The sequence below is a fragment of the Pseudomonas sp. ChxA genome, from assembly GCF_030263855.1.
Taxonomy (GTDB): Bacteria; Pseudomonadota; Gammaproteobacteria; order Pseudomonadales; family Pseudomonadaceae; genus Aquipseudomonas; species Aquipseudomonas fluorescens_CB.
The window spans coordinates 114627-140648 of the sequence record NZ_JARPMK010000005.1; the positions used below are offsets into that span (position 1 = coordinate 114627).

The 26022-nt window shown below is 52.5% G+C and carries 21 protein-coding genes; 1 reads left to right on the forward strand and 20 read right to left on the reverse strand.

Features of this window, described 5'->3' with window-relative positions; genetic code table 11:
- Positions 1 to 83: 83 nt before the first annotated feature.
- The 19 genes from P5706_RS35100 to P5706_RS35190 form a co-directional block, all read right to left on the reverse strand.
- Positions 84 to 3515, reverse strand: coding sequence for a PEP-utilizing enzyme (locus P5706_RS35100; RefSeq protein ID WP_078465839.1), 3432 nt, complete (start codon positions 3513 to 3515; stop codon positions 84 to 86).
- A complete protein-coding gene (locus tag P5706_RS35105; RefSeq protein ID WP_233100549.1) occupies positions 3512 to 5341 on the reverse strand; it encodes a radical SAM protein in 1830 nt (609 codons plus the stop codon). Before P5706_RS35105 ends, P5706_RS35100 begins: the two co-directional genes overlap by 4 nt.
- Before the next feature lie 75 nt (positions 5342 to 5416).
- The gene (locus P5706_RS35110; RefSeq protein ID WP_078465840.1) at positions 5417 to 7036 is read right to left on the reverse strand and encodes a radical SAM protein; all 1620 of its coding nucleotides are present in this window, start codon (positions 7034 to 7036) and stop codon (positions 5417 to 5419) included.
- A 109-nt stretch (positions 7037 to 7145) separates the two neighbouring features.
- Positions 7146 to 8204 carry a radical SAM protein gene (locus tag P5706_RS35115; protein WP_078465841.1) on the reverse strand — a complete coding sequence of 353 codons (1059 nt, stop codon included), beginning with the start codon at positions 8202 to 8204 and terminating at the stop codon, positions 7146 to 7148.
- A 42-nt stretch (positions 8205 to 8246) separates the two neighbouring features.
- Positions 8247 to 9818, reverse strand: coding sequence for a hypothetical protein (locus P5706_RS35120; RefSeq protein WP_078465842.1), 1572 nt, complete (start codon positions 9816 to 9818; stop codon positions 8247 to 8249).
- A 12-nt stretch (positions 9819 to 9830) separates the two neighbouring features.
- Positions 9831 to 10205, reverse strand: coding sequence for a hypothetical protein (locus P5706_RS35125; protein WP_078465843.1), 375 nt, complete (start codon positions 10203 to 10205; stop codon positions 9831 to 9833).
- Positions 10206 to 10441: 236 nt separating this feature from the next.
- On the reverse strand, positions 10442 to 11560 hold the full coding sequence (locus tag P5706_RS35130; RefSeq protein ID WP_078465844.1) for a radical SAM protein: 1119 nt from the start codon (positions 11558 to 11560) through the stop codon (positions 10442 to 10444).
- Positions 11557 to 12699, reverse strand: coding sequence for a radical SAM/SPASM domain-containing protein (locus tag P5706_RS35135; protein WP_285685319.1), 1143 nt, complete (start codon positions 12697 to 12699; stop codon positions 11557 to 11559). The genes P5706_RS35130 and P5706_RS35135 overlap by 4 nt, the downstream gene beginning before the upstream one ends.
- On the reverse strand, positions 12699 to 13895 hold the full coding sequence (locus P5706_RS35140) for a radical SAM protein (RefSeq protein ID WP_238597267.1): 1197 nt from the start codon (positions 13893 to 13895) through the stop codon (positions 12699 to 12701). Before P5706_RS35140 ends, P5706_RS35135 begins: the two co-directional genes overlap by 1 nt.
- A 41-nt stretch (positions 13896 to 13936) precedes the next feature.
- Positions 13937 to 14947 carry a type II secretion system protein gene (locus tag P5706_RS35145; RefSeq protein WP_078465846.1) on the reverse strand — a complete coding sequence of 337 codons (1011 nt, stop codon included), beginning with the start codon at positions 14945 to 14947 and terminating at the stop codon, positions 13937 to 13939.
- On the reverse strand, positions 14931 to 15455 hold the full coding sequence (locus P5706_RS35150) for a type II secretion system protein (protein ID WP_078465847.1): 525 nt from the start codon (positions 15453 to 15455) through the stop codon (positions 14931 to 14933). The genes P5706_RS35145 and P5706_RS35150 overlap by 17 nt, the downstream gene beginning before the upstream one ends.
- Positions 15452 to 16621, reverse strand: coding sequence for a type II secretion system F family protein (locus P5706_RS35155; RefSeq protein ID WP_011922843.1), 1170 nt, complete (start codon positions 16619 to 16621; stop codon positions 15452 to 15454). Before P5706_RS35155 ends, P5706_RS35150 begins: the two co-directional genes overlap by 4 nt.
- 15 nt (positions 16622 to 16636) lie before the next feature.
- A complete protein-coding gene (locus P5706_RS35160) occupies positions 16637 to 17104 on the reverse strand; it encodes a type II secretion system protein (RefSeq protein WP_078465848.1) in 468 nt (155 codons plus the stop codon).
- Between the two features lie 278 nt (positions 17105 to 17382).
- Positions 17383 to 19176, reverse strand: coding sequence for a GspE/PulE family protein (locus P5706_RS35165; protein WP_078465849.1), 1794 nt, complete (start codon positions 19174 to 19176; stop codon positions 17383 to 17385).
- A gap of 2 nt (positions 19177 to 19178) precedes the next feature.
- Positions 19179 to 19859 (reverse strand): hypothetical protein, encoded by a 681-nt coding sequence (locus P5706_RS35170; RefSeq protein ID WP_078465850.1) that lies wholly within the window; start codon positions 19857 to 19859, stop codon positions 19179 to 19181.
- Between the two features lies 1 nt (position 19860).
- Positions 19861 to 20277: a hypothetical protein gene (locus tag P5706_RS35175; RefSeq protein ID WP_285685332.1), complete on the reverse strand. Its 417-nt coding sequence runs from the start codon at positions 20275 to 20277 to the stop codon at positions 19861 to 19863.
- A gap of 79 nt (positions 20278 to 20356) precedes the next feature.
- Positions 20357 to 21286, reverse strand: coding sequence for a hypothetical protein (locus P5706_RS35180; protein WP_011922838.1), 930 nt, complete (start codon positions 21284 to 21286; stop codon positions 20357 to 20359).
- Positions 21286 to 22938, reverse strand: a complete 1653-nt coding sequence (locus P5706_RS35185; protein WP_078465852.1) for a type II secretion system protein GspD — start codon at positions 22936 to 22938, stop codon at positions 21286 to 21288. The genes P5706_RS35180 and P5706_RS35185 overlap by 1 nt, the downstream gene beginning before the upstream one ends.
- A gap of 14 nt (positions 22939 to 22952) precedes the next feature.
- Entirely contained in the window at positions 22953 to 24020 is a 1068-nt protein-coding gene (locus P5706_RS35190) for a hypothetical protein (RefSeq protein ID WP_233100547.1), read from the reverse strand.
- Between P5706_RS35190 and P5706_RS35195 the strand changes: the two genes are divergently transcribed.
- Positions 24001 to 25482 carry an HD domain-containing protein gene (locus tag P5706_RS35195; protein ID WP_078465853.1) on the forward strand — a complete coding sequence of 494 codons (1482 nt, stop codon included), beginning with the start codon at positions 24001 to 24003 and terminating at the stop codon, positions 25480 to 25482. The genes P5706_RS35190 and P5706_RS35195 overlap by 20 nt on opposite strands.
- A gap of 52 nt (positions 25483 to 25534) precedes the next feature.
- Here P5706_RS35195 and P5706_RS35200 read toward each other — a convergent pair whose 3' ends face one another.
- Positions 25535 to 26020, reverse strand: a complete 486-nt coding sequence (locus P5706_RS35200; protein WP_078466145.1) for a hypothetical protein — start codon at positions 26018 to 26020, stop codon at positions 25535 to 25537.
- Between the last annotated feature and the right edge of the window lie 2 nt (positions 26021 to 26022).

The following is a 26022-nucleotide window of genomic DNA, read 5'->3' on the forward strand; positions in this document are numbered from 1 at the left end:
GGGCGGGATCGACATAGCAATGGGTGCAACTGAGGTTGCACAATCGGGTGGGCGCTATGCACACATTCAACATGTCTAGGGCGTTATGCACAAAACACCCCACCTGTAGGTTCAATTCGAATGGTCTTACCAACTAAATCTGCACCACATTCCACGCCCACAACATGCGGAATGTTCAGCCTGCGGGCGTGCTGAAGAAGATGCGATAGCGAGGAGCCAGATCGGACAACTAGAGCACCAGCTGTCGAAATTATGGCAAGCTGGGACATGTCCGTCGTTTCCAAGTAAACCGCTGTGCCTGCAGCAAAGTTGTCAGGGGTTGTGAGTGTCAATTCGAGCCCCGGGCGAGGTACGCCCCAGGCAATAGGCTTGGTGCCCGCCTGCGGATGGTGCTGACCATACTCAAAGAATTTGCGGATTTGCTTGGGCACTTCATCAAACACCGGGCAGTTACCGGATAGATCGCCCAGGTATGACGGCAAGATGTCTAGCAGAAGGTCGGCGACCCCGCGCCGGCAAAGTTCATCAATTGCAGGACTCAGCCTTCCAAGTTCAACCATCATCATTACTGCGCATTTGTCCTTCATCCAGGCAAGAGGGGAATCCACTACCTGTATAACGCTTGATACCAGCTCAGCGTCTAAGCAAGGTTCGGCAAACGGAGCGTATGAGGTAACACCTGCATACCCTGCCACTGATGCCATTTCTACAGTCTCGTCTGGGCTGAACTTGCTGGCCTCATGCCCGATCAAAGTGGAGGTCAAGGCCCGTTCAAATCCCTGACTTGGGGATTCAATCTTCAGCTCGATCGCGGTCGTGGCTATTCGACTAAAGCGGCCGTAAAGGCGAGAGACGACAGCAAGCTCACATGCAATAGCTTCGGCCAATGCGCGATCAGGACCGCCAAGCGAGATTTGGCGGGTCCGGCGATCGCTATCACGCTTTCTGTCAGCCAATTCAAAAGCCTTCAACAGGAGAGCTCCTGGGACGCGGGAGAATGCAGATCGAGGCAGGGACCCAAGTACCGAGGTGATATCGGCCAGCTGAAGTGCCCGAGCACTTACGAAACCGCGAACCCGAGCTAGACGCACTCCCCCAACCGAGAACTGATCACCAGGTGCCGCCATAGCGGCCACCACCGCGGCACCTACGGAGCTTCCATGGTCTACTGGTAGTGCAACGAACCTAGATGATGTACGGCCATACCCGCTGGTGCCTTTCAACAGTTTTGAAAGACCGGGTCGCCCAAGGGTATCTGTACTGACCTGGAGGATCGTGAGAACTCCATTTGCCGACACCGCCCACTCAATCGAAGTTGCCCCCATATCCCGGTGCAGGTTTAGAAGTGCTGCGCGAACCTTTTTCGTGTCATTCGACAAGCCAGAAGTTTTCCAGATAGGTATCGCTACACGCTCTGTCTTCCCTGTGCCGGCAGTAGCAGCGTCGCCCACCCCCCCTTCACAGATGAACAGATGACCGTCACCAGCAGTGCCAAACATTGCTACACCGAACATTCTCGCGGTGATAAATGTCTGGATAAGTGAAAAAGGGACTTCGCCGGCGGCAGTGATCTGCGCATGAACAGTCTTCAGTGCTGCCTTTACCTCAGCCTTGCCCTGGGCAGGTATCGACTCGAACACCCCGATTGTTTGAGCAGACGAACTCTCTGAGGAAGCTGCGGATCGAACCAGTACACGCGCTGAAGTTACCCAGTGCGGAAACCTGTCGAGGTCAACGTTTGAAACCACGTACCCCTTCTGCACGTTGTAGCCAAGCTCCGCAGCCCGCTGCAGAAGACCAATTTTCGCGGGTAAAACATCAATGACAGCGTCAGTTTTGAACTGCCGGCGGGCAAGAAAGTGCTTGGCTGCAATCCAGCCTGACAAGGCACCCAATATTTGCGAGATTGAAATGAGATCATCGCTAGCCCAAACCGGCGTTGTCTCAAGATACGCGAGCCAGAGAATGTAAGTGGCCACTGTACCAACGAGAGCTACGGCGACCTTCATGGCCGGATGTCGTGGGCGGGCAGCTAAGAATGCACCAATAAAACTGATGGCCAGGTTCAAGAAAACAACCCATGCAGCTGATCCAGGAACCAAACCGAACACGCTTCCAATAGCTCGGATGCTTCTGCCCTCGATACTTGCGTACATCGCCGCTTCCGGGTCGATGAGATCGTCGTCAGTAAGCACCGCTCGATTGAAGAGGCCGGGCTCTGTGTTGATACCGAGCCATCTAACTCCGCCTGCCGACAGGATTTCGCCCGCAAGGATGGAGTGATAAAAAGTCCTTCGATCGTATGCCAGCCCAACGTAAGCTTTGCTTTGATCCAGCCCGGCAATAGCTTGAGTAAGCCCACCTTTGGCCACGATTTCCATGTCGATATGGTCAGTGTGTGGTAACTGGTTTTTTGTTCTGGCCCAATCATCAGCAGACTGGAAGTCTAGGAATCGAACGTCTTGGTAACCCAACACGTAGTCGAACGATTGGGCTGCTCCGAAGTATCGATCTGCGTTTTTGTAAGCCTTGAAGTATGCTGGCTTGATCAGCAACTCTTCTCGGGTTGGCTGCATGAAGTAGGCATCGACACCCCTAGCTCGAAGCATATCGAGCAAAATCCAGGTATCACCCGAGTAATGACTTTCAGCCGCAGTGATGAGAACGGTCTTGCCATGAAGGGCTTCGGCAATAGCATCAGCCCCTGACAAGAACACAGGAAGGGTCACCGTCAGCCCATGCAGCCAGCCATAGTTCAAAAACTCATCGGGATTGGTCGTACTGATGATGGTTGGGTTCCGCTGCTCCTTGAACGATGGAATGTCTGCTGGCAACACCGCATGATCATCACCGAGCTTAGCCAAGTGATCCCACGCATAGTCATTGAGAGCATTGGCGCCGCCCTCCAAAAATTGTATGTGAACGCCGAATCTCTCATTCAGATCCTCAGCTATCGCAGCTGCTGTAGTCCCCCTCTCATCGACCAGGACCACTTGTTGGTTTCCCTTCTTAGCTATCCCTAGCAGTGGCTCAGGATTATTGTGGATCTGCGTCGCAGTCGCTCCAAACCCGAAATCCTTGAATAGCTGAGGGCCAAGGTCGACGCGGATGACACGAATCTTGCGATTAGAGACCCCTTTGTAGAAGTCATCTGCGGTAATGCGCGACCCTGATAATGCTTGGGCAGCATCACTTACATAAGGGTATGGGATGTCAGTAGTGCGCTGTGAGGGGGCTCCAAGGCTCTGTGTGTTAGCAAGGATCGCTTCACGATTCGCGTCAGCCCACTGGATGCAGACGATCGCGCAAATGAAAAATCCAGCCAGGGAACAAATAATCAGGGCAAGTCGGGGGAGCTTCCAGAGCTTGACGCCGAAATATAAGGCAAGACCAATTCCCAGAAGTGGGAGGAATCCCGCACCCAGAGCCAGGGCACCAGCTCCACCCAAAATCACTGGGAATGCCTGTGTCTGAGCACTGACACCAATGAGCAACAACAGCCAAATTCGATTCATGCGGCACCGTCTAGCGAAGGTTCGTTGTGATCAATGCCGAGTTCACGACCGCCAATCGCTCTTGCGACTGTTGAAATTCGACGAAGGAAACTGGCTGACTCTTCAGTTATCACCGCCGGCCGCCGAGCGAAGGCCAAGGCAAGAATGTCAGGCGGTGGACGTCGGAACAGGGCCCAAATGAGCAGATCCTCGAACTTATGGGAAACCTCTAGGCCGGAGCTTTGCCGGGTGCTACCGCCCAAGACGTCAATAGGAAGTTCTGCCCACGAAGAGAGTGATAGAGCGTCGATGACATAGCGGGACAATGGCGTCGTGGGACCTGACCTGAGAGCCGCCCATACCAGCTCGTCACTGAATGCAATCGAGTGGTAATTACCTGCCAGATGGTGAGCCAGAATCGAATAGCGCTCATCGAAACCATCCAGTCTGCCGTCCGGCAGGAGGATCTGTTTCTGCAGGCGATCGTAGAACCACAAGCGCTGGCGGGGGGTGCAGCCGAACATATCAATCGGTTCCAGTAGGACTCGAGTCGCCCCCTTCACGGCCTCGAAATAACCTTCGTAATCGCACGTGTAGTCAGCCTCGCGCAGCGGAGCAGAGTTATCCGCAACAGCTTGCTTCCTGAGTTGAGCTCGCTTAATACGGCGGACGTTGGCGTACTTGCTTACACCTAACGGATCAAAATTCTCACTCGCCTGTGACTCCCAAAGCTGGAAAAAACCTGGGCAGCTGAAGCTGTCATCTGAACTCTGCATGAACGACCGAACGGTTTCAGGCGGCAAGTCCTTGTGTGGATACCACCCGGAATTACACGCCTGCAGGTATTGGCAGTCACGGCAGAAGTCGTGCTCGTAGCTGAGCTTGTTATCGAGCTCACTGTTGTTACCCCAAACAACTTTCAGTGCAGCATTCGCATCGTGCGCATTTAGATTTATGTAGGGCTTGAGCGCCTCTGTGCCGGTCTGATTGGGATTGAGCGAAAGCTCCCCTCTCTGGTCCCAGTGGAACTCGTAAGCATCGTTAAGCGTGTTCTGGGACCGTGACAGCGTACGTAACGACTTTTTCATGTCGTCCAGGTGATCGACCGTCAATCCATATTGCTTGCCCAGCCGAGCCAGTGTCGAAATGTACTCGGCAACGTCCTGGTACTGAGGTTGGGCTCGATCGAAATACGCCTTCCCTGAACCCCATGGAAAAATCATGTCGCAGGTTGCGTCGGTAACGCCCCGCTTCACGAACGTTTCGATGATGTACCCAGGCCCAAGATCAATTAGACCCTGCCCCATTACAAGCACCAGGTTGAGCATGTTGCAGTCGCCCAAGGCTTCTATACGCTTGAGGTACTTAGGCAGGATGGCCATGCCTCTTCCGAACCGCCCACTCTCAGGTCCCTCAAAGGGGATCGCAATATCCATTGCGGGGTGCCCCTTGAACTCACGAAGGAGACCTAGATACCGATCGTCCTTCCACATCAGATTTGAACAAAAGGTGAATTCTGTCTGAATACCAATCCTGTTCATCTCATCAATCTGGCCAAGCACCCAAGGGAGGTTTCGCTGCCAGAACTCAAAAGGCATGAGGGTGGCTTCCCCCCCAAGTACGTCCAGGTGTAGGTAGGTAACGGACTGATCTAGATGGAAGGCTTCAATGATGACCTCCACCGCCCGCCGAAAGGTCGCTTCGTCGATGTACTCTTTACGTCGGAGCAGCTCTGGCTGGATGTAACAGTGTTGGCACGCCAGATTGCAATTGAGGTTGGTCGAAATGGTCGTCGACATCATCTCAATAGAGCGGTTGCGCGGAAGGGCGAAGGGTTGAATATTCATACCCTAATAGTGGGAGGCGACTGCCCCATTTCGGCTGTTCTGAAGAAAAAAACCGCTTCATGAAAGCGGTTAAGGTCAGCTTAGGTTATGACGACGCTTTTCAATTCTGTCTTTGGCTCGTGCTTCAAGCTGAAGGTGCTGCGCCAACTGCTGTACGAGTGGGTGCCGCTCGTTATCCGAATCACCAGATTGCGAAAGGCGCGGGTACCTAAGCACCCAGCGGACAAGTTCGGTATTGTGCCCGGCCACCAATATGTCTGTGTGGCTCAGCCCGCTAGACTTGAGGTCAATCTCAGCTCTTGCAAGCAGGTCAGCCAATGGATCACCGGCATTGGTGTCAACCCAACTCCATAAAGCCTCTGAAGGTATCGAAACCGTGGGTAGGTCTTGATACACCACGTGCTCGAAGAGCACACGCTGCTCCGTGGCCGCGAGCATGTGTATCTCAGTGTGTTGAATCATCGTGGCCGTTCCCACACCTTGATACGCCCACAGTCGCTGGATCAACGGCTTATCGAAACTGCTCGATGCACGCACGTTTACCTTTGCTCCGCGGGTTTGCTTCAACCAATTTGAGAATGTCTCTGCAACCTCTACCGCCTCATCATGTAAAACGTCAGAAGGGAGCTGAGCCTTAGCGCTCATCATCATCGATTGCATTTCCGAGATATGCCTGGCCTGGACAGGATCAAACGTGCCGTGTCGATCCTTAACCTTCGTCCATAACTGCTTGTAGCCCGGGCAATCTCCTTCATCCCACGGCCGGACATCAGCTGGATCGGCTACTCTGTAGTGGTACCAGCCACCAGCACACGCCGAGTGGAATTCACACTGAAAACAATAGCTGTGGTACTTGGATAGCTTGTTATCTAGCTCTTGCGTGTTATCTGCAAGGACCCGGTAAGCCCAATCATCGTCACCAACGTATATCTTACGCTCGCCCAAGGCCGCTTCAGCCGTCGTCTGATTAGCGTTGAAGGTAGTCAACCCGTCAGGCTCCACAGCCAAGTCGTAACGAAAATTTCCGATGCACTGATAGCTTGTTCCGCGGAATACGGCACCTGACATTTCATCTGCTGGAGTGAAGGTAATCCCGGGTGGCGCAATTTCAAAGAGCCGGCAGAGGTAGTCACTCATCTCTTTGAAAGAGACCATATTTGGCTGCCAAAAAGCCCTCCCCGAGCCGTAAGGGCTGATCATCTTGATGCTGAAGTCGGTTATGCCGAGCGGCAGGAACGTTTCTAACAAGTAATCTGGCCCCATCGCCACGGTAGCCTTAGTCAGAATCACATCAAGAATCTTCTGCTTGGCCTTGATCGCGCGCACAGTCTCAGCCCAAGGCCCCATGAGCTTCATGTTCTTACCAAAACGATTTGTGTCGGGCTCCCAGGATGTATAAATCGCCATCTCTGGCCAGTGGCCGTAGGTGTTGAACAAGTCGACGTACTCGCTCCGATGCTTATCGTTGGCAAATATCAGATTTGTCAGGACATTGATCGAGCCTGGCGTTTTGAAGCCTGCATTGAATTCACGGCACTTATTCAGGGCATAGGGGAGGTTTCGCTCCCAGTACGCAACGGGGAGCTTTGTAATCTCGCCCCCGATCAACTCCCACTCCACTTCTTCTAGACCAGTATCCAGCGCGACAAGCTGAGCAACACTGTCGAAAACAGATCTAAAAACAGCCTCGTCCATTTGGGCTGGATTTCCCAGCTCAGCTGGGTCGATGTAACAGTGGGTGCAGCGCCGGTTACACCACCTGGTCGCGGTGATGCTGATGTTTGCTTGGTTTACGCGAGACGCCTTATGCACTTTGCATCCTCAACAAAGAATTCCAGATGCTGAGTCCACCAGCACACTCGCCCGAGCCATCAAAAACAGGTACATGCGCAGGTCCGCCACCACAATAGCTGACATGCTCACACTCGTTACACGCTCTCATTCTTCTGCGCTCATGGGAAATTCGGGCTAACCGGTTTCGTGAAATGATCATGGAGTCGAGGGAACTATGGTGCAGATCTCCGAGTATGGTGCCTTCGAGGTCAGAGTACAGGGGGTTGGTAGTTACTGTGCCGTCTGGATTGAGGGTTAGGAACCGATCCTCGGAAAGCACATTGAACTGAAGGTTTCCAGCATCAGGATTCTGCTCGAACACACCGATTGTGATGCCGGCCCGATTCAGCCGCGCATAATGCCGCTCCTTCAGATCTGCGAGGTATGACCAGGCTTTCTGGTATGGAACAGTGAGCGGTAATGCCGGCGTACTGGCGGGGTGATATACGGGCGTCCTCAAGAATGAAGCGAAATCGACAGAAATGTCGAACTCCCATATCTTGCATTCACTTTGAAGCATGACATCCACAAGGGCATCCGCTCCAGCCCGAACCGTCTCTGCATTGAGCTCTACGTTGACAACGCAAGGAACCCCTGCGGACCAGAACTTGTTGAGGCCGGAAAGGAACCGTTCCTGGTAGATGACTTCAGATCCGGCCAGGTTGAATTTGTTGCCAAGTGCATAGGTAGTTTCGACCAGTCCATCAAACTCTTCATGAACCATTGCCAATAGCCAGTCTGGCACCGAAAAGCAGTTTGTAACCATGGTCTGCTTTGCGCTTGGGAGCTGTCGACGCGCTGTATCAACAAGAAGCTGCATCGCCTGCGGCCCGATCACAGATGGCTCACCACCCTCCCAAATGAGGGTGCATTCTCTGTCTACCCAAAATGATGACCGGAGGAATTGCTGAAGTATGGCGACCGACAACCGTTCCTTTGTGGATCGGTGCTCCTCAGTCAGATAGCACCGCTTGCAGTCGACATTGCACTGTCGGGTTACGTTGATGAATCCGATAGCTTCTGAGCGCATGAATGCCTCATTGGCTGGCAGCATAGCGCTGCCAGCCGGGACTTACCCGACAGCGATTAAGCCACTGGGTGGGGTGGGCTTAGGTGGAGCAGGTGGTGGTGCCGGCTCTATAGCTCCGCCAGCTTCGAGCACCACCTGAACAAGAGTCGCAAGCTCACCTGCAGCCAAGGCTGCAACCTTTGGTGCAACACCAAGAGCATCAGCTAGGCGACCTGCAGCCAAACTTGGAAGCGTAGTTTCCCGGTCAAGGTTGATCCGCTGATCAAGCTGAGTTGCAGTCTCAATGGAAGCCCAAACAGCTTTTAGAGCCTCAGGGCCTCCAGCAACAGAGCTGGCCATCAGGCACAAAGCTTTGGCTAGGTCAGCTTGCTTGGTATTAGGCGCGCGAACACGCTTAGCTGAATCCTCTGCCGGCACTTTGGCCTCTGGGTCGACTTGCTGAACTCCATCTGTACTCGCAGTTTCAGCACTGGAGTCGCTTGTAACTACAGTTTTAGGTTCCGAATCCTCAACTGGATCTGGAGGTAGGTACTTATCGAGCACAGTGTGGATTGCATTCTTCAGTTCGAATAGCAGACCTGCGGCGTCGGCTCCGCGAAGCCCTGTAGTCTCAGCCAGGATTCGAATCATGTTTGGGAACGGTGTACGGGTATCCAGCTCTGCCTCAAGAATACTGGCTCGAGCTTCCATGAACTGAAGATCCTTCAGGTGTAGGGCTTTAACAGTATTTAAAACGAGGTCCTTCATGAAGTCCGGGCCTAGTACCTCAATCACAACCTCCTCGATGCAGGCTTTAACATGATCCATGACCACTTCGGACATGGTATCGGTGTATAGCATGTTCATCATTTCGTCTGTGGAGATGACCTTCGGTTTGTAGCCAAGCTCTGCGTACAGCAGGTACTCCATGTAGCCATCGATAGGCGACACCCGGATATTACAACTCTGGCCCTCCAAGCAGATCCGACCGTAATCACGTAAGAGGTCACAATAGGCCTCAACCTCGGCGTTGATAACCGTAGCGTTAGCCGGGGGAAGAAGGTTCACCCCGAATCCAGCAGACTCAGCTTGGTAGAGGATTTCACGTGTATCCACCGACGTGTCAAAGGGCACATCAATTGTGCCAGGCGATGACGAACCCATTGCGAGGATAAGGCTGAACTCGAAGTTTTCGCTCAACATCGAAGGGTCAAGTTCATCCCCCTGTACAAGCAAACCTAAGGATCGTGCGTCCAAGGGGATGTGATTAAGTTGCTCGTCACAAATGACAGCTTGATAAGCTACATTGCGCTTAGGTTTCTCAGCGCCTTCCTCCCGAATAAGACGGTGCTGCTCCTCAAACATGGCCCGGAGCTCAGAGACCTTCTTGTTAAACACCACGTTGTAACGGAATTCTTCCGGGATCGACTCGTCAACGGGGTCATCACTGACCAAGCTGGTTGAAGCAATATTGTCGGCAGCTTCATGAGTAGCATCAGGATCGATTTCAAGCGGCGCATTCGGCTTACTCGACTTTCGATATTTCAAATAAGCATAGGTAGCCAGGAGAAATACGAACACTACTGTTGCCAGGAACAGGCACCAGCTTGAAAAGGTTGGATCAGAAGGAGTCATGTTCATATTGCCTTAGCGCCAGCCTCGTGCACCGTGGCATGCACCGTGGCACGCGCCATGGCACGCACTATGGCAGTAGCCCCAATTGCCCACGTTCGTGGAGTCCATGTCCTTGGCGGTTGCTGTAGCGGCCAGAAGCATGTTGTTGATCCGCGGTACGGCCTCGTGCTGAACGACGCTGTTCAAAGTATCAGCGTGCCGCTCAACCATCGGCTTGATCGGGTTCATTTCGAGCAGCTTCCGCATCTGGGCGACGTTGTGGTCAGCTTCCAGTTCGGCCTGGGTCTCGTTGATTGTAAATCTGGTTTCAACGCTGTTGAACGCTGCGACCGCGATCGCGCTTACGGCCAAAGCAGCCAGCACCCTGTTGGGAGTAAATTTACTCATTTTTTGCCTTCTCTCCAGATTATCAACGCGGCCCATACGGCACCGACTACTCACCCATTGCCGACGGGATCGGGCTTGGATGTAGCAATACTTCAGAGGTCCTGACCATTTCCGACCAGAAGTCTCGCCCAGCCCACCGAAAAACTGTGGATGTGGGAGTACAGCGGGATAGTACATTTAGGTTTCGCAATCACGAAGCCAAAATGACTCCATCGAATTCTTCAGATCCAGGAGTTCTACCCTGTGACTGCAATCAGCGAAGGCTGCTCAGCCAATGCCATTTGCTCATTGATGAGCTTGAATGCGGTATAGCCGCCGGCACACTCTCCGCTCTCATCAGTTTTTGGCGTCGCCATGCATCCTGAGCTGCAAATTGGCTTGAACTGACAGCTATGACAGTCAAGCTGGCGATCCTGGCGCATCTCAACGAGGCGAGTCGGCAGGGCATCAGATACGCCCACAGCGTTGCGGTTGTTTGATTCGGATGTGAGCGCAGTACACGCTTTGTAGTAGCCGCCATCATCAAAGGTGTGAAACCGCGTATCACAAGCGCCAGACAAGCATCCATAGCCACCTCGCTGACCGCTGCGAAGCCGCCGGACGCTCTCAGTCAAGCCATCGAGAGGGGATATATGAAGATCTTGGTAGTGATCACGGGGTGTGGCGATATACCTGGAATAGGCCATTGCGAACCGAGCGATCCAAAGACTGTATTGGCGGTTGGTTACCCCAATCCGATCCCAATTTGTGATTGCATAACCTGTCCTTGTCAGCCTTTCAAAGTGAACGTGACGAACTCCTCGGGAGCGAAGGTAGTCGATCAGATCTGAGGGGTTCCGGAACTGTTGCATAAGAATTTTGGTAGTTGTAATAACCATGTATGGCTCAAGACCAGCGGCTTGCAGGGCTTCCAAATTGCGCCAGAACCGCTCCTCAAATTCGACATTGGACTCAGGCTTGCTTGCCTTGGTGCGACGAATAACCGGGTCCCAAGAAACACCTACAACACCATCAAAGAATTCCCTATAGAGCTCGGCCCACCGGAGGTCGAAGCTCATCAGGTTTGTCTGCAGTGAGAACACAACCTTGAAGCCCTCGAGATTCGAACGCAGGTATACAACGACCTTACGCATGAACTCGACACCAACGAGCGTTGGCTCCCCGCCATGCATTTGAAACAGTATGGTGCTGCCGGCCGTAGCGAAGGTTTTGACCTTATCCGGAATTGCTTCAATCTGCTCCCAACTCATCCGCTTGGGATTGTTTGGGATGAAGCAGTGCTCACAATGTAGGTTGCAGGCCTCGATTAGCCGCACGTAGACCATGTGATCGAAATCAGGGGCGCCGATACTCACTGAATACGCTCTATGCCATAGGTGTAAGGGTCATAGCCGTATATTCCAGCCGCCGCTAGATATGACGATGCCAGCCTGTCGCCATCCGGTGAGCTCAGAAACTCTTGGACATGGATTAAGTGTGATCGATATCCAGCGCACTCACCTGGTCCTGAATGCACCTGATGGGCTGTGATAGGGCAACCTGACTTGCACCAACTGCGGAACTCGCATTTACGGCAGTGATTTTCTACGTGTTCTATATGCTGGATTCTGATCCAGCCCTTTCGCGCAGGACTTGACTGAAATGCATCGATACCATCTGAGGCCTTGGGCCAGGCGTCGACTTCATATTCCATCCTGTCGGGGCACGAATTGAGAGACCCGTCTGGGTTAATTACGAGGAAGTCACGCTGGCAAGTACCGCCCCAACGCTCACCTGGCTGGCCGTTCAAAACACCGGCTATCGAGGCACCTACAGCATTGTTGGTAACACACGAGCCAGACTGGCGTATGTCAGCCATTGAAAGGTCAAATAGATCACGTAGAAATGTTGCGTGCTCCCGATTATCAGGACGATTCTCGTCACCGCCCTGGCTGTTGTAGCGCTCGATGTTGAAGTGCCGGAAGCCGTTGCTCTTGAACCACTCGTAGATCTCAGGCGCCCTGCCAAGCTCACCGCGGGTCGGTACCATGACTGGCCCCACTTCGAGGCCATTATCCCGTGCCAGCTGAACCTTATTCAGCCAGAGATCTACGTAGCGACTATTAGACCCGTCGATTGTGCGTCCCGAAAAGTCGATAGAGGATCCAACGAAGGCACCACACCGCTCGCGCAAGAAGTCCATGTGGCTAGGGCGCAATGGGATCAAAGAAGTTTGGATCGACTCTTGTATTTCGAGCCCGGCGAGACCACGGCGCACGGCATCTGAGAACTCAAACAATATTTCTGAGGCAAGGGTGAGTGGCTCACCGCCGTGGTAGAGGATAGAGACACGGTCGTGCCCTTCCCGCGCAGCAAGATTCCGGATCAGCTGGAGCGAATGCTCCAAGGTCTCCGGGGTCATTCGATTCTTATTAGACCTGATTTCCTCAGGCAGGTAACAGAAATCACATCCAACATTGCAGTAGTTTGTTGGCTTCAAGTAGACCTGGAGCATCAGGACACCTTGCTCAAGTCTGAAATGCGCGCGTGAGCATCCGCCGGGGTGATGCCAAGCTTCAAGAGCAGCTTATCAGCCTCCCCGCTGGCTACTGATTGCTTGAGCCTGGTGAAAACCATTTTCCAGCTCTCACAGTATCCAAATTTGCCACCCATGCCACGCTCAAACAAAACCGAATCCCGGGCACAACCACCTTCACACTCGATGAAATGATCACAGGACCTGCAGTCGACCGGAAACTTGATTTGACGCCGCATTATCTCTTTTGACGCTGGCGACGCAGCTAAGGCTGAAACGATCTCAGCTGGCGGGTAAAATTTCACCTCTATAGGAGTTGACCCTTGTACCTCGCCAGTCAGAATGTTGCCAAATCGGTACCGCTCATCACCAAGGTCACTGAACTCACTGCAATTGAATACCGAGCCGTCTGGATCGATGGTCAGAAACTTACCGCCGCAAGACTTCGTCCAGGGGCACAGGGTGCTCCGGTAGCCAGCAACCTTTTGGAGCATCTGATCTAGAGGGGTAATGTTGAAAATAGGTAGATCAGTGACCCAGCGATCGTAGAGATCTACCAACATCTGACCATACGTTTTGGGCTTGATTAGCATGCCCGAATCTCTAACCCGCCCGGCTGGATACGCATAGTTGAAACGAATGTCGAAGCCATATACGCCATAAGCCTTCGCCCGGTCATACATTTCCATTGCAGCTGGAGCGGCACCTTCATCGTACACACCGATGACAAGCGGTCGATAACCATCGCCAATCGCCGCATCCATCGCACGCCAGAACAATCTGTCGTAGGTGTCTGCCGATCCCTTTACCGTGCGGTAGCGCTTATAGGGGTCAAAACTGGTTGAGATACGACCTTCGAAGACGTCTTCAAAGACGTCTTTCCAGCGCGAGGACTTGTAGGCCAAAAGGTTCGTCTGAATGGCAAATTTCACTCCAGGGTGGCGCGCCCGAGCATACTCAGCACACTTAATGTAGAACTCTGGCTTCATGAGCATCGGCTCGCCGCCGTGCCAGATCCACTGCACATTAGGTGTAAAGGAATCGAGAAGCCGATCAAACATCTTCCGGAAATCGTCGAAGGTCCAACCTGCATTGCCATCAGGCGGCGCAGAGCAGTAGGTGCAATCTGCGTTGCAGTCCTTCGTGGGCTTGGCGATGATGACTGAGTACGGCACTTTTCAGATAACCTATGGTGGCGATCGCCTCAAATGAGGCGTTAGGGGTAGTAGCAGTACACGTCTACGAGCGAGTCCAGCTTGTTACGTTCTTCCGCGGTTCCCCAGATATCCGTCTGGACTAACCACATGCTTCCGCTATCGATAAGCCGATAAACGAAACCGAAAATACCGCTACCAGTGACTCCAGGGTCGTAGCCTCCGGACATCATGCCTGGCCGTAGCGAAGCTCTCGGGAGACCACCATTTGGGCATGAAGGCTTTATAACGCCCCAGCCATGCCTTACAAGGTAGGTTCCTTTCTGAACGTAGTTTGGAAGCAGGTCAGAGAGGAGAGCGTTGTTCTTCGATCTAACCCGGATATCGTCAACTGTCAGAATGTTGTTGGTCGCGATGCTTACGCTACCAGCCCCCGATCCAAGCACTAGCTCACCGTTCTGAGCGGTAATGGAGGGATTGGCCTTGGAAAGCTGAATATCACCGCCCTCAGCGATGGTTTGCTGACCCATGAGGAGCGCTGTCCTCATCCTGTTGTCCTCAGCATCACCAGTAGCGATACGGCTCAACTTCGAATCAAGGGCAGGCTCGGTACCAGGGACCCCAATTGTCGTCTTTACGGTATGGTTCGACGTATCCGTGATGGTGGTCGCAGGCAAGCCGTTGGCAACATCCCCATCCCAGTCCGAAATGATGTTTTGAGTAATGCTGAAGGTGTAATCGGTGCAAGAAGTATTGATTGCCGATTTGAATTTGTTTGTATTGGCGACTCCCGCCAACATTGGTGGAGCAGTACCTTGAAGCACGGTCCTGGCGTCTGTGCAGCTAGGACTCGCGGGCCAAGCTCCAGTCTTCATACGATATGTACGCACAGCATCCAAGAAAGTTTGCGTCTCCTGGATAGTTAGGCTGACACGCCTTTCGTTGATCGACTCCATTAGCTTAGGGACCGTAAACACAGCCATTAGCGCAAGAATTGACAAGACAACTGACAGCTCGATGAGTGTGAAGCCAGCCTGGGCTTTGCTTCTACTACGATCAGCGCGTTTCTTCATCGTGCAATATCCGTTTCTGATTAACAACCCAAGATGGGTATGCGGAATTCTTGATTCGTGCGGTAACTATCACCCGGGTCTTCCCGCCAACCGTTTCCGTTGAATAGCCACCGTAGTCGCTCTGCAGGAACGGTAGATCTACTGCCACGTAGCACCTGGAAGCGTCGAACTTCACAAGAATTTGGGTATCGAGGGCGTTCTTCGTAGGGAGGTGGTAGTTGGTGGTCAGTTTTGACTGAAGGGCCGTAGTAGAAGCCCAGTTGTCTAAAGAACCATATGTGTGCGTGTAGCGGCCCTGGGCATCGACAGATGTAGTCAGGGCTTTGGTTCTAGCGATCTCACAGATCTGCAAAATCATCTGAGCTTGCCCGATCGACCCCTCAACCTTGGCTTCAGTAATACGTTCAAGTGCTGGAGGCAAAATCGCCGCGGTAAGCACCGCGATGATAGCCAGCACGAAGATGATCTCCATGAGAGTGAAGCCCGCTTGGGCATTTCGAATTCTCACATCTGCTTCAACGCTGAGTTGAGGTTAACAATCGGCATGTAGAACCCAATTGCGAACATCATGATGGTGAGGATCATCATTCCAAAACCGAGCATCGATGCAGCCCGGCTAACACGGGAGGAGTATTCGAGGTAGTACGCCCGGAGAGCCTCGTTCAGATTCGAAAGGATCATGTCCCGACCACTAGGGCCCTGCTCTTCGAACCCCTGCAAATTCTGATGGACAATCGCGGGCCATTCCGGACTGTCAAAAACATCAGAGAGCTGTCGACCCTCTGTCAAACGATCCGCGGCTTCCAGATAAAGGCGATGACTGAGACCCTTCGATCGAACGGCAAGAAACCGGAAGCTCTGAAGGTTGTTGAAACCGCTACCGAGCAACAGTTGGTACGAGGTTACAAAATCGAGGCCCCGAGAAATCTTCATTCTGTCATTGATGAATGAAAAGACGGGCAACGTGCGGATGTTGTCCCAGATCTTCTCCCGAAAAACATAGGTCGCTGCGATTGCAGCGATCAAGAAGACGAAATACTGGGTGTATACCATGTAGAGGAACATGATCACTTTGCTCAGGGTATTAAGCTTCAGTGGAATGCGTTGAACCTCAATAAAGTCGTGCATTGTTCCGCCCGCCCATAGCGGGATTCCAATCATGAACACACAGCCCAGCACCGTGTAGAGAAGGCCTTGTTGCATGGCCTTCCCGAATTCTTTCTTGGCGTTGATCCGCTCCTGAATAGCCTTAGAAGCCCTGAAAAGGGATTCGGACAATTTGCCGGCCTTCTCGCCAGCGTCTGCAACCAGAATTGCGGTTTCATCGAACCGGAGTTTAGTGAAGTATTCCTTGGGCGTTTCGCACTGATCCAGTTCGGCATATGTAATACCTAGACGCTCGTAATCGACCGACTCTTTGATAGCCTTGCCGATCGTTTTACCACTAGCCAGCTTGGAACCAATCGCAGACAGGATGAGAACCTGCTCAACAGGTGGAAATCGCTTCTCAAACATAGACTTCACCGCACCCAAGTGATCAATCTTCACTTGCTGGATGAAGGCCGGGGGCCGACCGGAGAGAGTAATGGCTTGCTCGCGACTCTCAGCCTTGATTGACGAAGAGGTTTCGATGGAGCCGGACTCTCCGATGTAGCGAATCTGCCAGTAAGCCATTCTCTCAATTCCCGATCAGTTGCAGCGGTAGGCAACAGCGATTTGTGTGTTACCCGAGGCAGTTGCCGACTGGACGTTGTTGTTCGAGGAGAGGGCGGTTGCCATGTCGGCAGCCGTTTTGTCGTCAGTAGAGTCCAAGGTGTAGTTGATGGTGACGGTATTAGACGTCACACCAGCAACACTCCAGTCAGTGTTCCAAACGGTCTTGGCCGGCAGGCCACGCTCAAGCAGAAGCTCCTTAGTGATCGAAGTGCTGGAGCAGGTATTAGTGCGCGATACCTGACGTGTGATGGCCGACGGGAAGTCTTTCTCGAGTTGTGTCAACGCGGTGCTGTACTTGGCATCTTCCTTGTTCTGGAGCAAGCCAGGCAGAATGAATGCAGCCAGCATCGCCACGATAGCGATCGCGATTACGATTTCGAGAAGGGTGAAGCCCTTCTGCATTTTCAGTGCTTGATTCGACACTCGGTGTTGGCGTTTCATCTTGGAGTTGCCTCGGTTTCATGACTGTTTGTAAACGCAGATGCTGTGAGATAAATCTGCTACTAGGTGCTACGGGTACCGCCGAGGCGGCCATCCATGACAGAACGAGAGACCTCAGGCAGGACAGGGGGTGAAAAGAGCTCGCCCCATCCGAATGCCATCCCTATCGCCCTGTTGTTCGGGAGAGATCTGCACTGCAAGATTGTCTTGGATGTTGTGGGGACACGCTATCCAAAACACCCCTCCCAAATTCCATAGGTGTCGCCACTCAGTACAGGTCAGAGCTGTGGCTGAATTCGAAGATGCGAAGGTGTTTGTTGCCCGGCCGGATGTGACAAGCCCTTAGCCACATGCTGACTTGCCCGGCCTGCACTTAGGCGGTCAGTCAAATAAGGACGCAGATGCTTTTCGAGCTCTTCGAAGCTGGTGATGCCGGCCTTGACCAGGCGCAAACCATCGTCCCAGAGATCGAGGAAGGAGCCGTCCGCAATTGCGTTCCTGCGCATGGTGTTAGGCGGCACGCCAGCCAGGATTGCTTCCTGGATATCAGGCGTGAACTCAAGGATTTCCAAGATGCCAGCCCTGCCTTTCATGCCACCCGATTCATGCCCGCACTTCTCACAACCCTTGAGGTTGGCGCGATAGAGGCAGACATCGGTGTCCCCATTGAATATCTGGTTCAGACCATAGAGCGAAGCCTGGGCCGCAGAATCTTTTAATCTGTACTCAACCTTGCAGCCGCTGCAAAGTCGGCGTACTAGCCGTTGGGCTGCAAACGCAGAGGTGTTGGAAGCGATTATGTCCAGCGGGATGTTCATTCGCTCAAGTCGACCGATCGACTCGTGGGCGTTGTTAGTGTGCAGGGTAGTTAGCACCAAGTGACCAGTTTGAGATGCCTTGAATCCCAGATCAGCCGTCTCCTCATCACGCATCTCACCAACGTAAATAACGTCAGGGTCTTGCCGCAAAAGTGCCCGAAGCGCGTCAGCAAAAGTCAGATGTTTCCCGCACTCAGTATGCGACATCCCCTCATGCTGAATTTCAACCGGCTCTTCGATGGTGTGGTAGTTACGATCAGGGTTATTGCGATATGCATCAACGAGCACAGCGCTGAGCGTGGTTGTTTTTCCAGAACCAGTCGGCCCGGTCATAGCTATGAGACCGTTGGGCTGGTTACCTAGCCGTCGCAAGATGTCCTCGTTGCGCTTCGAAAGGCCAAGCTGCGGGAGGCTAGAAAGCTGGGTGTTGTTTCCGAGAAGACGCAACACTAGCTTCAGCGCTTTATCAGAGCCGCGCTGGACGGGCAAAGAGCTCAACCGTAGGTTGATTTTTTTATTGCCCGTCAAATCGAAGCTGAATTTGCCGTCCTGGGGAGTACCTGTTTCAAGAATCAGGTTGCTTCGAGTTTCAATCGCCACCCGGCAGATAGAGTCATGAAGGGTGTTTAAATAGGTTCTTTGGGTTCGAAGATCACCATCGATGCGATAGCGCACCTGAACCCGATCACCCTGCGTCGGCTGCAGATGGATATCGGTAGCGTCCTTCGATGCAGCTTCACGAATCATGTCGTCAATACGCTTGGCAGCAAGCTGTTTAGCTTGTTCACCATCTGCGGTGATGACTTCATCATCATCGATAACGGTGTTGCGTAACCCGTCTAGTTTGGCTGCACCAATGACGCCAACACGAAGCTCGCTATCGGTCTTCAGCTCCCCTTCGTTCTTTTTCTGACGGGCCCAAGCCAAAGCTCGTGAAATGGACCGCTGATCCAGAGGGTTGGTTAGAAACACAATGCCATCGTAAACGCAGTAGTTTTCAGAGGGCCCCGGTAGGACAGCTTTCCGACCCTCTTCAACCTCGACAAATGCAGGACGACTCAAGGCTGTTGCTACAGCAGCAACTAATGCGTCCTCGTTATTCGTCATCCGAGCAATGTCTGGGATGATCGACTCAACGGACTCAGACGGCGGTAACGACTGAGCCTGTGAATTGGTGATCTTCCCCTCGGAAACTAGAAGATTAAGAATTTTCTTCTGTTGAAGCTCAATAGATCGTATGTTTTCAGAGCTCATAGTCAGTCGTCCGCATAGCGCTTGGAAGATGTCCAGTCAATTGAAACTACCTGGGTTCCCTTAGGCCCCTTCAAATATGCTTTATCAACTGAGAAGCGAGTCAGAGTGAGGTCATAGACCTTCTCACCAACACGGAGGATCCGGTCGCCGTCATTGGTTCTGAGAATGATTGAGTCGCCGCGAACTTCTTGGAGAGAAAGGATCTTCTTCTCGTCGTCATCAGATGCCGGCTGCTTTTGTGGCTCTGGACGCTCTTGATTCGGCAAGGGTGCCTGTTGTAGACGCTGCTGATTGCCAAATGCGGAATTCGGCGTGCTGGGTACGGCCCCGCTCATGGTCGGCTGATCGAGCATGAAGGGCATCGCATTGGGGACGATTGGTGAGCCAGAACTCTGGAACGGGTTGGCCTCGGAAACTCGGCCCTGCTTGCGCACCTCTACGCCCAGTTTCTGGATGCTTTCCACCCCAAGTGGATTACCTTCATTATCAACAATGAAACTGGCATCGGACATCTTCTTATAGGTTTCAGCCATGTCGGCTTGGATCTTCAAGAGGTCGCGCTTGTATTCCATTGCACTGAGGGTCTTCTGACGGTCAAGTACCTGGTCAGCATCATCTGCGAAGATCGGACATGCAACAACAGCAGTGACTGCGATTACCAATAAGTTAGGAAAGAATTTCATCTCAGGTCCCTACAACAGTGATGTTTAACTTCATGATTCCGCCTGAGATCGTGTAGTCATACAAGAACGTCGGAACCTCAGATTGGATTTTTTTCACCGCTCCAAGTACAGCCCGCGGCGAGCCGCTTACTTGAGCCGTCCAGTTTCGGAGAGGCCCAGAATAAGTATTGGCTTGTTCACTTTTGGCTTGATCATCCAGAGCTTTGAAAGAAACTCTGTGGATGGCAGCGGTAGCACTAGCCATTTTCCATGAGCTTTCAAACTTCGGCAGTACCGGAAGCTTATTAATGGCATCAATTTCGTTCTGTAACCCGTTATTGACACGATCTATCTGCTTGTAGTCATTAGGTAGCTTTCGGTCTTCACTCAGCGACATCGTCACTTTGAGACTGATGAAAACTACAGAAATCATCGCCAAGTACATGGCGCCGGTGAAGAGAGGCTCACCACGGGTGTTTTTGCCCTTGGCCCCAAATCTTTTCCGGAAGGATTGAATATTAATACGCTACCTCCAGTGCATCAGGAGATACAGTCAAGAGATAGGACATTTGGGGCATCAACTTTGATGTTACACCTGGAATCTTTCCCGAAAGATCCACTGCAAAATCAGGCCGCGTCATAAAAACATGCCCAGCTGTAAAACCATTTGTGTGCCCGGCAGCAGTAGGCGTAGATATCTTGGGATCGAAGGCAAGAACCTGATCTATTCTCGAAATAACGACGCCATCATTTGGTATGGTCTGAAGCCGTTCTTTCAACAGGCCCGCGACGCGCGTATCCAAGTCGCTGCTTAACTTCTTTTTCGTTGTGTATTCGGCCATGTTCATCGTGAAAACCGCATACATTGTGTAGTTGTAGCCAACGGCGGCGACAGCAGCAACGATGCAAATCGCTAGAGCGAGATACCAACGCTTTGTACGTTCGTGTTGCTTTTTGGAGAAGAGCTCAACTCGTGTAAACGCTGGCGTCGATGGAAGGATCAGGTCGGTGATGTCAACGCGGATTCTTGGCGCTGCGAGCAGATCATAGCCATATAAGTCCGCAGAGTAGTTGTCGATATACTCAGAGGATCGCTTGATATTTGCAGGACTGTCATAGTCCGTCCCATTCTGCATCTGCAGGTATACGCCACCTGCTTCGCTGGTAGGGAATACAACAACCTCGTGCCCCAAGGGCACAAGGTTGTTTGCAAATAAGAGCTGCCAGAGGCCATACACGTTTGTGCCGGGAAAATCCTCCCTTAACGTGCCGAGCTCATTCTCATCAATATAGATTGGCGGACGACCATCCGGGCCGGCATGCTCAATGACCGTGAATACTTCAGCATCACGGCCAGTTGCCAAAGCATCGGTACCGATAGCGTCACGGAAGATGATGACTTCTTCACCACCTATCTTGATCGGTATCCCTAGCTGAAGTTCTGCCATTACAACGCCCCTTGCACCAATGTTGGGGTTACGACCAGAACCAGTTCACGGCGCTCCAGAGAGTTGTTAATGCCTTGAGTGAGCGGATTAAGAATCGCTTTGGTCACCAGGTTCTGCCATGGCAACTGGCGCATGGCTTCGTTCATACGCTTTGTGATCAAACCACCAAGGTGCACCGACTGGCCCGAGGAAGTAATCAACTGGGTGCTGAACTCTTTAAGATTCACTCTCGGAGTATTGAACGAATAATCACCGATGTTGATTGTGTCCGGGTCATTCAGGTTGGAAATCACAGGCCAGACATCAACAAGCAACTGGTCATTATCAAGAACACGGACAGTAACGCTAAGCGTTACACCAACCTTCAGTCGGCCAAGCTTAGGGGTCACTGTTACGTTTCCGCTTTCATCCTGAGACTGTTCAACATCAACGATGTAGGTCAGTTCCTCACCGGCGTAGATTTGAGCTGGGACCCCATTGCGGACAGTGATGTTGGGTTGATCTTTCAGCTCAACACGGCCGTATTGTTCGAGGAATTTAACCAGAGCCGTTGCCGTTACCTTGGAGGAGGTGTAAGTTCCTTGAACGTTCCAGAAAGGGTCGTCGCTCTTAGGAGACGTGTTAAAGAAATTCAGGCCGAGGGGGTTCCCGCTGACCGTAGAATTGACCAACAGATTCCAGTCGATCCCCTTTTGCTTGCCATCTGTCAGGAGGACGTCATAAGCCTCGACCTGAACGTTCACAACCTTCGTGGACTCTTCGATTGCACGCTTAAGATATCGATCAAGAACCTTCATTTTTGAAGGCTTGCCGCCGGCAGTAACGATGCCTACAGACCGAATACCCTCGATGTACGCTGGTGCTTCATCAGAGTCACCCAAGCCGCCAATCATAGCTGGGAGTTGTACATCGAAATTCAACCCAGAACTTTGTTGGTTCGATGGGCCAGTGGGGGAGTTGCTACCGCGGCTTCCAGATCCAACGGCCGTACTATCTGCAGTACCCATTGAGCGCGTAGAACCGCCTTTATCCGAGGCGGCACCGATGATCTTTCTGGCACCTTCCATGATTTTGGTCCATTCGTCCTCAGACAGGGTGAAACCAATGATGTTGCCAGTGGACGTGCCGGTTTCCTTTGTGTTGTCTTCACTGTCACCGGCTTTGGCACCGCGTGTTTGAGTAGACGCAATCACGTTGTTTACGTTACGGGTCGAGGCAAAAGCTGCCAAGTTCCATTCACGCGTAGAGTAATTGCTGACAAAAATTCGGTTACCTTCGATCTTGATGTCGAGATCTCGAGTTCCCTCAATGTACTCGATGAAATCCGCCATCTGCATGCCATCAGCGGATACGTCGATAGTGTCATTCAGGTTTACCTTACCGCGCGGGATAATTGAATAACCCGGAAGTGTTTGAGCCAGGACGGAGCGCAGGGGAATCCCCTTCTTGCTCAGGAAAACCGGCTTACGCCTCGCAGCATCCTCCGTGCGAATCTCACGCACATAGGTATTGCCTCGAAGAGCCTGCATTTTCTCTTTAGCATCGGGCCGCAGGGCACCGTACTGAGTTTCAGGGGAGAATTCGAATTGGCTCTGGCAACCGAGCAACCCGGAGGCCAGTGTCAGTGCAAGTACAATATGCTTGAGCTTCATTAGCTGGCCTTACGTTACGGGCGATCGGTGAGGAGGATCATTGGAGAAGGGTTGCCACTGGCATCCTTCAAATCCCAAAAATATTGGTAACGGACTTTCGCGTCGCGAACCGAGGCTGTAAGACTTCGGAGTGCGACATCCCGAGCATCCGTGGAAACGAATTCATAGGTGCGAACCTCAAGTTCAGGCTTACGGCTGAAGTCAGTCTTCACACGCCAGCCATTCGGCATGATGCCGGTTACGATTTGCTTGATTGTTGCTGCCTGGTACTCAGCGGTAACCGTTTCGTTCATCACGACTGTGGGATCGATTCGCTCCAGGATCACCCGCTTATGGGCAGAAGACTCAATCACTTCAGCATTGTTTTCGGCCAGCATTAGCAGCTGGTCGCTATGAGCCTTGATATTGGCCACTGCTGCGACTTGCTCATACTTCAGGCGTTCTGCTTGTTGCTGAGCTTGTCGGTTAAGCGCTAGCGCTTGCTGAATCTCTACCTGCTGCGCAAGCAGATCGGAACGGCGCTTAGCCGCAGTTGCTTCGGCGGTAGCTTTAGCAGCCTCCAATTGGCGCTCAGTTTCCTTACGCGCATTCATCAGAGACTGCTTATTTGTTTCTAGGTCAGCCAGGGTTTGCCGGTACTTACGCTCCGTTTCAGTTTCCTGAACGGAAATCACTGGATCATCAGCAGAGAGATCGAGTTGAAGGCCGTGTGAGGGCTTTGTCTGCTGGTAGTCGACGGGTTGGTTGATGTTTTGCGCACGACCGGCCTCATAGGACCGATCGAACGGGGACAAGGCTTCGTTGCGTGCGAGGGCGCTGTCGCTGAACGCGCTATTCGCCGCATAAGCCGCTTGGCAGCCGATCATCAGTGCCAGGATGGACAGGGCATGCTTCACAAACAAAATCCTTTGGAGGTGACTGTTACCGTAATAGTGGAAGGCCAGTGCTCCAAAAACGCGGTTTTGGTTGGAACTTTTCGAAAAAAACCGGCACCCTTTTTGAGTCCCCGCTTTTGGTATGTCAAAAATGAGCTCTTCAGCAGCATCGAGCACTAAATCCGCGATGTTCCCATTGATCGTCATGTTGGCTTTGGTGATCGGTGGATACGCGGCCTACCTCGTCGAGATCGGCGAGGAACTCAACTACCAGGCACACGCGCTTGCGCCCGTCTGGTACATGTTCAAGCCACACTTGGTTACGCAGGTGATTTCGGATGGTGGCTACTTGGGTACCCTTGCTGCTGTAGGCATGAATATTGTCCACGCCTTATTGTTCTCGGCGGTGGCTTACTCCCTCGTAACCATAGGCTTTGCGAAAATCTATGCTCCACGCAACGATCAGCCCAATGCTGAGGAAATGGAGGAACCAGATCCGGCGGTAACAGGCATTTATCCTTGTGACATTCCTGGTTGCACGATGATGGTAATGATCCCGGATAGCCGAGATGCCAGCACTGGGGCAGTCATTCCTGGTGTTAAGGATTCGGACCCCTTTGAGCAATACTATTTGCGATGCGACCGCGCACCGGTCGCCACTGCTAGGCCGCCAGAATCGCCGATTGAAAAGCTCCAAGTTGCCATTCTTGAGTTACTCAAGGCTCATCCAGAAGTTCCGGCGAGCGTAGGACATCACCATGCTGATGCATCTCTCGGGGACCACTCCATAGCAATCTCTAAATCCGTTGCTGATTACATGCGTGCCAAAGGTTGGGAGGAGCCTCTTGCTCGCGTCGCCGGCCTGGCTCACGACATCGACAAGCTCCTCGCGTATCAGCAAAAAGGCCCTGGTGAATGGGTCAAACGCAAGGACGCGACCCACCACAACACATTCAGTGCTTATCTAGTCCGGCAACAGCCCGAGTTCAACTCGCTTGCCCCTGAGGACCGCTTCACGCTCACGATGGCTCTGCGTTACTACCACCACCCGACCCATCTGCCTACTAATGCAGGGGACCGCGTAGAGCGGCTCATTAGCGCTATCCGGCATGCCGACGGAAAGATTATTCAGTCTGAGAAAGCGGCAGGTATCGCTGCTGCTCAAGCTGCCTCAAATACGGTCGATCTTGTTGCTTCGGCAGTAGAGAAGTTCTTGAACGTGGCAGATATCAATGCTTACCGTGGCGGTCAAGATGCAGGCTGGACGAAGGATGCTTTCGAGTATGTGATCATGCCCATGTCACGCTTGATTGAGTCCCTTGATGAATTTTTACCCAACGCTCTTGCTCGTCAAATGCAGTTGGGCGTGGACTCACGAAGCTTCAGCCACCCGTCGATTCCCGTAATCAAGAATGCACTCGATTCACTAGGCCTTCTGATGTGGAAGGTCAAGGACATGGAAAGCCCCACTGCGATGTTCGACGTAAGGGTTGGTGTGAAACCATGGAAGGCCTGCGTGCTTCTCAATAAGGATCGAATCTCCGAATTGCTCCCAACAACAGTGCCTAAATGGGGAACCACCAAGTACGGAAACGTCAAAGTGCTACGTCCAACACTCGACAAAAATGAAGACGACAACGAAACGCCGGATGCAGACGCAACCAGCTAAAAGATTCTGCATGCGGAAACTTTTCCCCGGGGCAATCCCGGGGAAAGTGATCTTAAGGGGTGCTCAAAATCCGAAGGGCTGCCTCAGTTCTGACAACCCTTTCAGCACGATCTATCTCACCCATTTCGTTCCAGCAGTGATAAGCCTCTTCGTACTTTGCTTTTCGCTCTGATATGCGGCACAGGGTCGTCTGATACTCTGCCCCGGATAAGTAATCTTTCGCGAACTGCTTCAACGAATCGTCGCGACCGGTCTCCCAGAGAAGAGTGGCTACGGTATCGATTGCATGCTTTCTGTTTTCGCCACTGATGCCGAAGTATTTCATTCTGAGTTGGCCAGAATTATTGCGGCTAACGTATTGGGCAAGCATCCGCTCAGCGTGCTGGTACTTACCCATTAGAACAGCCTGGTCCGCGCCCGAGAGTTGGCTCCGATCCTGCAATTCAGATTCAGAGGGTGCGAAGAAAGGCTTCTCGACGTGAGCACAACCCGACATGGCAAGGACAGCCATAGCCAAAATGGAATAGCGCTTGATCATCA